9 protein-coding genes are annotated in these 11,522 nt (G+C 68.1%); 7 read left to right on the forward strand and 2 right to left on the reverse strand.

The features are described 5' to 3' along the window. The first annotated feature begins 117 nt into the window (after window positions 1-117). Window positions 118-528: a hypothetical protein gene (locus tag AB0I53_RS00985; RefSeq protein WP_358594399.1), complete on the forward strand. Its 411-nt coding sequence runs from the start codon at window positions 118-120 to the stop codon at window positions 526-528. A 556-nt stretch (window positions 529-1,084) separates the two neighbouring features. Here AB0I53_RS00985 and AB0I53_RS00990 read toward each other — a convergent pair. Next, window positions 1,085-2,134 carry a hypothetical protein gene (locus AB0I53_RS00990; protein WP_358594402.1) on the reverse strand — a complete coding sequence of 350 codons (1,050 nt, stop codon included), beginning with the start codon at window positions 2,132-2,134 and terminating at the stop codon, window positions 1,085-1,087. 888 nt (window positions 2,135-3,022) lie between these two features. Here AB0I53_RS00990 and AB0I53_RS00995 point away from each other — a divergent pair. From AB0I53_RS00995 to AB0I53_RS01005, 3 genes are all read left to right on the forward strand, one after another. After that, window positions 3,023-4,876, forward strand: coding sequence for an NHL domain-containing thioredoxin family protein (locus tag AB0I53_RS00995; RefSeq protein ID WP_358594405.1), 1,854 nt, complete (start codon window positions 3,023-3,025; stop codon window positions 4,874-4,876). Window positions 4,877-5,115: 239 nt separating this feature from the next. After that, window positions 5,116-5,436, forward strand: coding sequence for a co-chaperone GroES (locus AB0I53_RS01000; RefSeq protein WP_010313054.1), 321 nt, complete (start codon window positions 5,116-5,118; stop codon window positions 5,434-5,436). A gap of 82 nt (window positions 5,437-5,518) precedes the next feature. Beyond that, a complete protein-coding gene (locus AB0I53_RS01005) occupies window positions 5,519-7,588 on the forward strand; it encodes a VanW family protein (protein ID WP_358594408.1) in 2,070 nt (689 codons plus the stop codon). Window positions 7,589-7,643: 55 nt separating this feature from the next. Here the strand turns inward: AB0I53_RS01005 and AB0I53_RS01010 are convergent, their stop codons facing one another. Further along, window positions 7,644-8,423: an endonuclease/exonuclease/phosphatase family protein gene (locus tag AB0I53_RS01010; protein ID WP_358594411.1), complete on the reverse strand. Its 780-nt coding sequence runs from the start codon at window positions 8,421-8,423 to the stop codon at window positions 7,644-7,646. 480 nt (window positions 8,424-8,903) lie between these two features. Here AB0I53_RS01010 and AB0I53_RS01015 point away from each other — a divergent pair, with 480 nt between their 5' ends. From AB0I53_RS01015 to AB0I53_RS01025, 3 genes are all read left to right on the forward strand, one after another. After that, window positions 8,904-9,692 carry an ABC transporter substrate-binding protein gene (locus AB0I53_RS01015; RefSeq protein ID WP_358594414.1) on the forward strand — a complete coding sequence of 263 codons (789 nt, stop codon included), beginning with the start codon at window positions 8,904-8,906 and terminating at the stop codon, window positions 9,690-9,692. 87 nt (window positions 9,693-9,779) lie between these two features. Next, window positions 9,780-10,625, forward strand: coding sequence for an amino acid ABC transporter permease (locus AB0I53_RS01020; protein WP_358594417.1), 846 nt, complete (start codon window positions 9,780-9,782; stop codon window positions 10,623-10,625). Beyond that, window positions 10,622-11,386 carry an amino acid ABC transporter ATP-binding protein gene (locus AB0I53_RS01025; protein WP_358594419.1) on the forward strand — a complete coding sequence of 255 codons (765 nt, stop codon included), beginning with the start codon at window positions 10,622-10,624 and terminating at the stop codon, window positions 11,384-11,386. The genes AB0I53_RS01020 and AB0I53_RS01025 overlap by 4 nt, the downstream gene beginning before the upstream one ends. Window positions 11,387-11,522: the final 136 nt, after the last annotated feature.

Raw genomic sequence — 11,522 nt, forward strand, 5'->3', positions numbered from 1 at the left:
CAACCCTGGCGGCCACCGCCTTCTACGTCCGGGACCGCAACCGCCTCTGACCGCGCCGTCGGGTGAGTCGGCCCGATCCGCCGACTCCGCGTCGCGGCGTGTTGTTGACTGCGGTGCGTGAGTGCTGATCAGCAGGAGCGCCGGTCCGGGAAAGGCGTGGGCATCGGCCTGCTCGCGGCGGCGGTGCTCGCGCCGGTCCTGACCGCGGCCGAGTACTTCGTCGTCGGCGCGGCGTGGGCGGCCTGCCTCACCGACACCGAGCGCTACGGGTTCGCGCTGATGCTGTCGGTGCCGGTGCTGCTGGTGCTCAACATCGTCGTCTTCGCGTTGACCTTCCCGCCGATCTGCTCCGCCGCGCGTCGGCTCCGGAATCCGCTGGTGGTCGCCGGCACCGGTATCGCGTTGATCGTCGCGGTGATGTTCTACGCGGAGGTCGGTGCGGTGTACTCCTACTGGGCCCAGCCGGCCGACCTCAGCGAGTGCGTCGACCACGTCCCGCCGTGGTGGCCCTCGTGGACCCGGGGTTGAGTGCCGGAGCCCGTCCGAGGAATGAGACTCGACTCGGGAGAGCGCACCCATCGGAACACCGCGCGGCGGCGTGTTGTTGACTGCGGGCGTGCATGCTGAGCAGTAGAAACGCCCTGCCCGTGTCCGCGCCCCCGAACTGATCGGCCGCCAGTGGTTGAACACCGGCGGCAAGGAGCTGCGGCTTGCCGACTTCCGCGGCAAGGTGCTCGTCCTCGACTTCTGGGCGTTCTAGACCAAAGTATTAACTTGCTGATCCCTTGCCGGGCTGTTCCGCTGAGAGCACAGGGTGTTTCGCAACCCACGTTGGTCATCGCAAGCCGCACGGACGGCGGGGTCCCCTTCGCCCACGCCGAATCTTTGGTGGCCAACGTTCCGCAGACCGAGCTCGCCATGAGCGAGGCCGACAGCCACTTGAGCTGGTTTGCGGCGACTACGCGTTGATCGCGACAGGATCGGACGTTTCCCCGGGACTGATCCTCCGGGGTAGGCGACTTCGTGACCGCCCTGGATATGTGTCATTGCCTGCCTGGCCACTCATTCAGGAACGTCCACCGCATCAAGTTGAGTCCGTCGGCCACGGAAGGTTGCGGACGTCATTTAGACGGTAGTTAATAGTAGTCTTTTCCCAGGGAGGTTTTAGCATGCCGAGCAGTTTCTCCGCTTCGCTCGCCACCGCGTCCGGGTAGTACCAAAGCGCGAGATTGACCCCGGTTTCCTGGGCGGCAAGAACCTGCAAGACGTAGACGAGGTATCTGTTGTTGTGGAAGTCCCCGGTGCCAATCGGCCCACTGTTGATAAGAACAGGTTGCTTCGCCGTTTCCCGGGCAAGGGTGAATGCTGCGACGAAGGTGTTGAACAGATCGTCTACGAGAGCCTGCCCTAGCTGGTGCGTAAGTTCCCTGCTCTGCGATAGGGGCGCAGCCATGGCGAGTACATTGACCCGCTGTGCATTTGTCCTCTTGTGGCTTTCGATAGTTGTTGTATTCAACTTATTTTTTGTGATGTAGTTGTCCTTCTTCCATTCTGGTGGAATATCGTATGTGCGAAGGGCGTTGCGGAGGATCCACGGAGTCGGATAAAGGCCGGGAGTGGGGGCGTCCTCGGCCGGTTCGCGGGTGTGGAAGCCCTTCCGTTTGTCGTCCCACCGAAGTCCAGCGGCGTTCGCGAGTTCAGGTATTTCGCAGCACATGGCCTCTTCCTGCAGGAAGCCATTGCGGAATACGCCGCCGCCCAGATACGCATCCGAAAAATCAACCCAGAAAGATTCGACTTTAGCTGCATCCTGGTAGTTGTAGGATCCGCTGCTCGACGAGTGATACGAAGCGGCCGGACGAAACGCGTTGTCGAAGTACTTATTGGGCATAAACATCTTCGCGGTTTCGGAATCGAAACCGCTTAGAACTCCGCTGACCGGTTGATTTTTGACCACTTGGTACGCGCTCGACATTATGCCTTTTTTGTTGGCCCGCATGTTTGCATCTTGACAATCTTTGTCGAGATGTGTGAGTCCTGCGTTGAGCTCCCCGTCCGGCCAGTTCAGCTCCTTCGGATTGAACTCCACCATTTTCGCCAGATCCATCCCGAGTGTCATTTTCATCAGCTCCATCCCGAGCGTCGATAAATCTTTTCGCAGGCGCCTGAAATCTCGAACCCCGGCGGCCGCAAGCACATCCGCTGTGCCAACCGAGCCGATGTGCCAACCGAGCCGACATCACGCCGGGCGTGCGTTCGGTATGACCGTGGCACGAACTACTGGGCATTCCCGCGGGTCGTGCCGAGCGTGGGTTCCCGCTGGGCCTCGATGGTTGATCGCTGATCGCCACGCCTGAAGATGCGGCCCACAGCAGTCATAACATCCCTCCTCGGCAGGACCGACGTTGCCCATGTCGGTAGTGCACCAATGACGGGCCTTCCTGGCCACGGCCGGAAGGCCCTGTGTTCACTTGGAAGTGGTTTCAGAATGGGTTTGCGTGGCGGTGCTGGTAGCGGCCCACTGCGGGAGTTGTTGACGCCACCTGGTCCCCCACCGCACGCGGCTCGCACCGCATTCTCAACGAGCTCTTAGGCAGCCGGTGGGCCGTTGGCGCATGCGCCCGGCAAGAGGCCGCCGGTGGCCGTTGCGGTGATGCCCGACAAATGGGTTCAACCAGCGGACGATCGCACGAGTGCCACACGTGCCTAACATCGCTACGGCGCGCTGAGATGGAATAATCTGCGACTCCTCCAGATAAAGTTCGGGCTGGTCAGCATCGCCGTCCGGCTGCACCCAGCCGTGTCCGGCCAGGGGTGACGCACGCCCCGAGGAAAGCAGATGGCTCGCACACTGATCGACTCACTGACCGGGCGCTACCACGACCTCATTGACGCGCTCAGGGCTTCGATCGACCACGACCAAGACGCTAAAGACCGTGACTTACCTAACAGTTGAGGCTGCCATCGGCTGGCGACCGCACCCCTCGGAACACCGCGCAGCGCGGTGTTGTTGACTCCGGGCGTGAGTGCTGAGCAGCAGAAGCGCCGTGTCCGTGTCCGCGCCCCCGAGTTCGTGGGCCGCCAGTGGTTGAACACCGGCGGAGAGCAGATCAAGCTGGCCGACCTGCGCGGGCGTGTCGTCCTGCTCGACTTCTGGACGTTCTGCTGCATCAACTGCTTGCACGTGCTCGACGAGCTCCGGCCCCTGGAGGCCGAGTTCGCCGATGAGGTCGTCACCGTCGGCGTGCACTCGCCGAAGTTCGAGCACGAGGCCGATCCGGACGCGCTGATCGCCGCCGTCGAGCGCTACGCCGTGCACCACCCGGTGCTCGACGACCCGGAGCTGACCACCTGGCAGAACTACGCGGTCAAGGCCTGGCCGACGCTGGTCGTCGTGGATCCCGAGGGCTACGTCGTGCACGTCGCCGCAGGTGAGGGCCATGTCGAAGCGCTGCGCAGCGTGATCACCGAGATCATCGCCGAGCACGAGGCCAAGGGCACGCTGCACCGCGGTGACGGCCCGTACGTGCCGCCGGAAGCACCCGAGACGACGCTCCGCTTCCCGGGCAAGGTCATCGCCCTGCCGAACGGCAACCTGCTGGTCTCCGACTCCGCGAACCACTCGCTGGTCGAGTTCGCCGCCGACGGCGAGACGGTGGTGCGCCGCATCGGCGCCGGTCAGCGCGGTCGCGGCGACGGCGCTGCCGCCGAGTTCGCCGAGCCCGCCGGTCTCGCGCTGCTGCCGCAGCGCATCGCCGAGCAGGTCGGCTACGACGTGGTGGTCGCCGACACCGTCAACCACCTGCTGCGCGGCGTCCGGCTCGCGGACGGCGAGGTCACCACCCTGGCCGGGACGGGCGAACAGTGGCGCGATGGCGCCGACAGCGGGCCCGCGCTGGAGACGCCGCTGACCAGCCCCTGGGACGTCGCCTGGTGGGAACCGGCCGGCGGCGTCGTGATCGCGATGGCGGGCAACCACACGCTCGGCCTGTTCGACCCGGTCACCGGCGAGGTCCGGCGGTTCGCCGGGACGACGGTCGAGGGCCTGCGCGACGGCGCCGCCGACGAGGCGTTCTTCGCCCAGACGTCCGGGCTGGCCGACGGCGGCGACCGGCTCTGGCTGGCCGACTCCGAGACGTCGGCGCTGCGCTGGGTCGAGGTCGCCGGCGAAGGCTTCGCGGTGCGCACTGCCGTCGGCACCGGGCTTTTCGACTTCGGCCACGCCGACGGCCCCGCCGAGAAGGCGTTGTTCCAGCACCCGCTCGGCGTCGCGGTCCTGCCCGACGGTTCGGTCGCGGTCTGCGACACCTACAACGGTGCCGTCCGGCGCTACGAGCCGGCGACCGGCGAGGTGTCGACGCTGGCCACCGATGTCGCCGAGCCCTCCGGCGCGGCCGTCGTGGACGGGGAGCTCGTCGTGGTCGCCTCCGCCGCGCACCGGCTCGAGCGACCGGTCCCGCCCGGCGTCGCGGCGCGCCTCGTCGAGGGCGCGTCGCAGCAGGTCAAGCGGCCGGCCACGGAGATCGGCAGCGGCGCTGTCGAGCTCGCCGTGGTGTTCACGCCGCCGCCTGGCACCAAGCTGGACGAGCGCTACGGGCCGTCGACCCGGCTGGAGATCACCTCGTCGCCGGCGGAGCTGCTGGTCGAAGGCGCCGGCGTGGGCACCGACCTGACGCGGCGCCTGGTGCTGGCCGAGGGCATCGAGCAGGGCGTGCTGCACGTGGTGGCGCAGGCCGCCAGCTGCGACGACGACCCGTCGGTCGAGCACCCGGCCTGCCGCCTGACCAGGCAGGACTGGGGCGTGCCGATCAAGATCACGGCCGCCGGGCCGAAGCGGTTGCCGCTGGTGATGGGCGGCCTTGACGCCGAGGCGTGATCTCGCGGCCCGAACCGATCACCGCACCGGGTGTTGACGGGCCCTGCCAGGTACGCCGCGTGCTCGCGTTTCCGCAGGTAGATGCCCGTGAGCGGTTTGGGGTGCCATAGCGCCCCAAACCGCTCACGGGCACTTGACCAGCGAAAACCGCTGGCGGCGCTGATGGATCCGCCGTGGCGTGGCCGGAAAGTCGTGCCCTGGCCGGTTGGCCGCCCGGCGGCGGCAAGTAAACTTTTCGGGTGACCGATGCCAAGCTCGAAATCCAGATGCTGCACGACCGGGTCATGGTGCGCATCTCCCCGGAATCCGGCGAACGCCGCAGCAGCGGCGGCATCGTGATTCCGGCGACCGCCCAGGTGGCCAAGCGGCTGCTGTGGGGCGAGGTCTTCGGCGTGGGCAGTCACGTGCGTACGGTGAAGGTCGGCGACCAGGTGCTGTTCAACCCCGACGAGCAGTTCGAGTTCGAGGTCCAGGGCCAGGCCTATCTCGTGATGCGGGAGCGGGACCTGCACGCCGTGGCCAGCGAACGCACCGAACAGGGCACCGGGTTGTACCTGTAGCCGACGCGGCCCTTCCTTCGCGGAGCCGGCCGCCGATATCGTCACGCGCCCCACCGCAGGACCGACACGAGAAGGGGAAGCGGTGCCGGAAAACCACGATCATCGAAGCGGTGCGGAGCCGTCGACCGAGCGGATGCGCACCGACCCGGAACGTTCCGGCGGCGCCCAGCCGGAGAGCAGCGTCGAGCAGACCACCCAGATCCCACCGGTGAAGGCCGACTTCGACGAACGCACCCGACCCAACCTGTCGGGAACCTCGCAGCCGGCGCCCCAGAAACCGGAACCCGAGTCCGACGCCGAACGGACCGCCCAGATCGCCGCGGTGGCCTCGGACTTCTCCACCTTCCCCATCGGCGCGACCCAGGTCATCCCGCAGGTCGCCGCCCAGCCCAGCGGCTGGTCCGCCGCGACCCCGCCACCGTCCGACGCCGACAAGAAGCGGCGCGGCCTGATCCGCGCCGGCATCGCCGCCGGCGCCGTGGTCGGCGTGCTGGCGCTGCTCTACATCGGCGACCTGGTCCTCACCAGCGGCCAGGTGCCGCGCGGCACGGTGGTGGCCGGCGTCGACATCGGCGGCCTGGAGGAGACCGCCGCCGAGACGGAGCTGCGCGAGAAGCTCGGCCCGGGCCTGAACGAGCCCGTCGAGCTGCGGGTCGGCGACCGCACCGCCACGATCAACCCCGAGCAGGCCGGGCTGCAGATGGACTGGACGGCGACCGTCCAGCAGGCGGGCAGCCAGCCGCTGAACCCGTTCACCCGGATCGCCTCGCTGTTCACCACGAGCGAGGTCGCCCCGGTCAGCCACGGCGACCGCGAGCAGCTTGTGCAGGCGTTGGAGCAGGTCCGGCCGCAGCTGGACCTGGCCCCGGCCGAGGGCGCCATCCGGTTCGATGGCACCAAGCCGGTCGCCGTCGACCCGATCACCGGCCAGACCATCGACGTGCAGCGGGCTACCGACGAGGTGCTCACCCACTGGGCGGACGACGTCGCCGTGCAGGTGCCGTTCACCGAGCAGCCGGTCAGCACGACCCGCGAGGGCGTGCAGCGGGCGCTGCGCGAGATCGCGCAGCCCGCGGTGTCCGCGCCGGTGACGGTGCGCGGCCAGGGCAAGGACGCGACCTTCGCGCCGGCCGCGATCGCCGCGTCGCTGCGGTTCGAGCCGGACGGAGCCGGCGGGCTGAAGGCCGGCGTGGACCTGCCGACCGCGATCGGCAGCGTCGAACCGCAGCTGGCCGACACGATCAAGCCCGGCAAGGACGCCGAGATCGCGCTGGAAGGCGGCGCCCCGGTGGTCCGGCCGTCCACCGACGGCATCGGCGTCGACTGGAACAAGAGCTTCGAGCGCCTCGACGAGGTGCTCCGCAGGCCGCAGGACCGCGCGGTGCAGGCCATCTACGTGCACGAACCCGCCAAGTTCACCACCGACCAGGCCAACCAGATGGGCATCCGCGAGGTGGTCGGCGAGTTCACCACCAACGGCTTCGAGGCCGCGTCCGGGGTGAACATCCGGCGGACCGCCGAGCAGGTCAACGGCGCGATCATCAAGCCGGGCGAGACCTTCAGCCTCAACGGGCACACCGGGCCGCGCGGGATTCCGCAGGGCTACGTCGAGTCCGGGATCATCGAGAACGGCCGGCCGGGCCGGGCCGTCGGCGGCGGCATCTCGCAGTTCGCCACGACGCTGTACAACGCCTCGTACTTCGCCGGCATGCAGAACGTCGAGCACAAGGCGCACAGCTACTACATCAGCCGGTATCCGGCGGGCCGCGAGGCCACCGTGTTCCAGAGCCCCAGCGGCGCCAGCATCATCGACGTCAAGTTCAAGAACGTCGCCAAGAGCGGCATCATGATCACCACCCGCTGGACGCCGTCGTCGATCACGGTGACGCTGTGGGGCACCAAGCAGTTCGACGTGTCCTCGCAGACCGGCGAGCGGACCAATCCCACGCCGCCGCAGGAGAAGATCGTGCCGCCGGGCGAGCCGTGCAGCGCGAGCAAGGGCACGCCGGGCTTCTCGGTGAACGACACCCGGACCATCAAGGACCTGTCCACCGGCCAGGTGCGCACCGAGACCCAGCACACCGTCTACAACCCGCAGCCGATCATCCACTGCGGCGCGCCGCCGGGCGGAGCGCCCGCCCCGCCGCGCTGACGGCTCGTCGCCGATGAGCGGTCGCCCCGGAATCCGGGGCGACCGCTCTCACGTTTCAGCGGGTCGTCGCGACGAGCAGGCCGGGGTGGTCGGTGCCGTCGACCGGGATCGTTTCGGCGTGTTCGAGCCGGAACACGTCCATCGCCAGCACGTGCTGCACGCTGCCGTCGTCCGCGCGGTACCAGCCCTCGGGCACGCAGCCCTGCACGTCGGGGTTGCCGCCGGCGACCAGGTTCAGGTCTCCGCCGATCACCGACTCGGCGCCGAGCGCGGTCGCGACGCCGGAGAGCTCCCGGCACTGCTCGGCCGCGACCAGGCCATCGCTCGCGGACAGGTGCGTGGTGCACGCGGCGACCTTCGAGTACGGCACGCAGAGCAGCACCCGCTGCTCGTTGCCGCCGTCCTGCACGGCGTACTGCCTCTCGACCGCTTCGCCCGCGGCCCCGAGATCGGGGTTCGTCAGGATGGCGACGCCGTAATCGCCGCGCCCGTCCTTGCAGGCGTACGGACTGCCGGTGGCCTTGTCGCCGACCGGGGCGAACGCCCACCGGTAGCCCGTTTCGCGCGTCAGACGGGTGATGTCCGGTGCGCAGACCTCGTTCAGCGTCACCACGTCCGGCCGGCGCTGCTGGATCACGGCGATCGCGGAGTCGACCGCCTTGCCCTCCGAGTAGCAGTCGGCGAAGCCGCTGTTGCACAGGTTGAGCTGGAGCACGCTGAAGGGCTGGGCCGCCGCGGTCTGCGCCTGGGCGACCGGGACGGCGACGGCGGCGAGCGCGGCCAGTGCGGCTGCGATCCACAGCGCGGCCGATCGTCGCAGGCCGGCACGCTTCATCGGGACCTCCTCGGGCTCTCGGCGCCGGGCTCGGCGCCCCGTCGAAAGTCTGCTAACCAGCGAATATCCGCTCGACCGCCGGATGGGGTAGTGGCGACTTCTCGTCAAGTGCACCCATCCGGACACGTTGCGTGTACGAGCGGTGATCGTCCGCAGGGGCCTCGCGGCCGCGTTCCGAAGCCCGTCGAGCACTCCCTGTTGACCAGTGGCACGCACCACATGAGACTGAGGGCCATTCGGCAACCGCGGGCGACATCCCGCACGAACAGGGGAGGTTCGGCGGAATTCCTTTCGTCTTTGCCCCGGTCCGCTGGCAGGTTTCCGATCGCCGGCCGATCCGCGGCCGGACGTGGACCGAAAACTTGATGGCTTCGCAACACTCAGCATTGGGATTACGCCCGAACGAGTGGCACCATTCGAACACTCGCGTTCTCACCTACTAGGAGTGACATCGTGGCGCGTCGCAGAACACTACGAGCGATGGCTCTGCTGCCGGCTCTGGCCTTGGCCACCGCCGTCGCGGCGGGCTGTGCGGAGTCCACCACCGGCGGTGGTGGCACGGCGGACGGCGGCGTGGAGGTGATCAAGCCGGGCATCCTCACGACCTGCACGCACATGGACTACAAGCCCTTCCAGTTCCACGACCAGGGCAAGATCGTCGGCTTCGACGTCGACCTGGTCGACGCGATCGCCAAGGACATGGGCCTGACGCAGGAAATCGTGGACACCCCGTTCGAGGGCATCCAGTCCGGTGAGGACCTCAACACGCGGCGTTGCGACGTGGCCGCCGCGGCCATGAGCATCACGCCGGAGCGCGAGGCGGCCTTCGACTTCTCCGACCCGTACTTCGACTCCACCCAGGCGCTGATGACGAAGAAGGGCTCGGGCATCCGCAGCCTGGCGGACCTGCGCGGCAAGAAGCTGGGCGTCCAGCTGGGCACCACCGGTGAGAAGTACGCGAACGAGAACAAGGACGCCAACGGCTACGAGGTCGTCCAGTTCGAGGACCTGCCGCTGTCGGTGACCGCGGTGGAGACCGGCCAGGTCGACGCGGCGATCAACGACAACAGCGTCTTCGGCGACTTCGTCAAGAACAACCCGAACGTCGAGGTCACCAACGAGTTCAGCACCGGCGACCAGTACGGCATCGGCATGGCGACCGGGAACAAGGCGCTGCAGGACCGGGTCAACGCCGCCCTGAAGAAGCTCAAGGAGAACGGCGAGTACGACAAGATCTACGAGAAGTGGTTCGGCAAGAAGCCGCAGTGATCGCCTGCGGGGCATAGCGCTCCAATGCCAACGGACGGGGTCGGCGGGTGCTCCACCGCCGGCCCCGAACACTGATCAGGAGACTTCATGACAACCGACACCGAGCAGCCCAAATCGGGGCTTGGTCGGCGACAGCGGGCCCGGCTGAACCGCGGCATCCAGTACGCCGTGCTGGTCGTGGCCATCATCGTGATGGCCGTGGTCGCGGACTGGGGCTCCATCGCGCGAGCGTTCTTCAACGTCGACGTGGCGATCGCGCAGTTCCCCGGCGTGATCACCACGGCGCTGGTCAACACCATCATCTACACCGCCCTGGGCTTCGGGTTCGGCCTCGGGCTGGGCATCGTGCTGGCGTTGATGAAGATGTCGCCAGTCGCCCCGTACCGGTGGATCGCCACCGGCTACATCGAGCTGTTCCGCGGGCTGCCCGCGCTGCTGGTGTTCATCGCGCTGGGCTTCGGCGTGCCGATCGCCTTCCAGCTGCGGTTCGACATCTACTCCACCGCGATGCTGGCGCTCGGCCTCGTCGGCGCGGCCTACATGGCCGAGACCATCCGCGCCGGCGTGCAGGCGGTGCCGCGCGGCCAGGTGGAGGCGGCCCGGTCGCTGGGCATGTCGCCGACCCGCACCATGATCACCGTGGTGATGCCGCAGGCGTTCCGGATCATCCTGCCGCCGCTGACCAACGAGCTGATCCTGCTCACCAAGGACTCCTCGCTGATCTACCTGCTCGGCCTCGCCGGCGACCAGTACGAGCTGGCCAAGTACGGCCGGGCGGCGCTGAACGAGTACGCGTCGCTGACGCCGCTGCTGATCGCCGGGCTGTGCTACCTGATCATCACCATTCCGCTGTCCAGGGTTTCCAACCTGCTGGAGCGCAAGTACGGCGGCGGCGTGCGGACCAAGAGCGGGCACGGAGGTGTGGGGGCATGAGCGACGTGATGATCGAGATCTCCGGGCTGGGCAAGTCGTTCGGCTCGCTGGAAGTGCTGCGCGGCATCGACCTGGAGGTGGAGCGCGGCGAGGTCGTGTGCGTCATCGGCCCGTCCGGCTCCGGCAAGTCCACCCTGCTGCGCTGCGTGAACCTGCTGGAGGAGCCGAGCGCGGGCAAGGTCGTGGTGGACGGCACCGACCTCACCGACCCGGACACCGACCTGGACGGCGCCCGCCGGCACATCGGCATGGTGTTCCAGCAGTTCAACCTGTTCGCGCACCTGCACGTGCTGGACAACCTGACCGTGGCGCAGCGCAAGGTGCTGGGCCGGGACAAGGCGACGGCGGAGAAGGTCGCGCGCGAGAACCTGGACCGCGTCGGGCTGTCGGAGAAGGCCGACGCAATGCCGGCGCAGCTCTCCGGCGGTCAGCAGCAGCGGGTCGCGATCGCGCGGGCGCTGTCGATGAACCCGCGGGTCATGCTGTTCGACGAGCCGACATCGGCGCTGGACCCGGAGCTGGTCGGCGACGTGCTCGGCGTGATTCGGCAGCTCGCCGACGAGGGCATGACGATGCTCGTGGTCACCCACGAGATGCAGTTCGCCCGCGAGGTGGCCGACCGGGTGCTGTTCATGGACGGCGGCGGGATCATCGAGCAGGGTCCGCCGGCCGAGGTGATCGGCGCGCCGAAGGAGGAGCGCACCCGCACCTTCCTCGCCCGCGTCCTCGACCCGACCCACGCCCACCCCGCCCCGGAGTGACCTGACGTCGAGATCGGCGCGAACGGCCCGTTCACCTCGTACCGCGAGGCGAACGGGCCGTTCGCTTTCTGGCCCTGTTTCCGGGAGAACCGTTTCACGTGGAACCGGCTAGGCCATCCGGCTGCACTACGGCGCG

It is taken from the genome of Saccharopolyspora sp. NPDC050389 (assembly GCF_040655595.1).
Classification (GTDB): domain Bacteria; phylum Actinomycetota; class Actinomycetes; order Mycobacteriales; family Pseudonocardiaceae; genus Saccharopolyspora.

Bases quoted from the DNA above. Each gene is read 5' to 3' on its own strand.
- AB0I53_RS00990 (WP_358594402.1), bottom strand. From the start codon at position 2,134: ATGGAGCTGATGAAAATGACACTCGGGATGGATCTGGCGAAAATGGTG.
- AB0I53_RS01010 (WP_358594411.1), bottom strand. From the start codon at position 8,423: ATGAAGCGTGCCGGCCTGCGACGATCGGCCGCGCTGTGGATCGCAGCC.
- AB0I53_RS01015 (WP_358594414.1), top strand. From the start codon at position 8,904: ATGGCTCTGCTGCCGGCTCTGGCCTTGGCCACCGCCGTCGCGGCGGGC.
- AB0I53_RS01020 (WP_358594417.1), top strand. From the start codon at position 9,780: ATGACAACCGACACCGAGCAGCCCAAATCGGGGCTTGGTCGGCGACAG.
- AB0I53_RS01025 (WP_358594419.1), top strand. From the start codon at position 10,622: ATGAGCGACGTGATGATCGAGATCTCCGGGCTGGGCAAGTCGTTCGGC.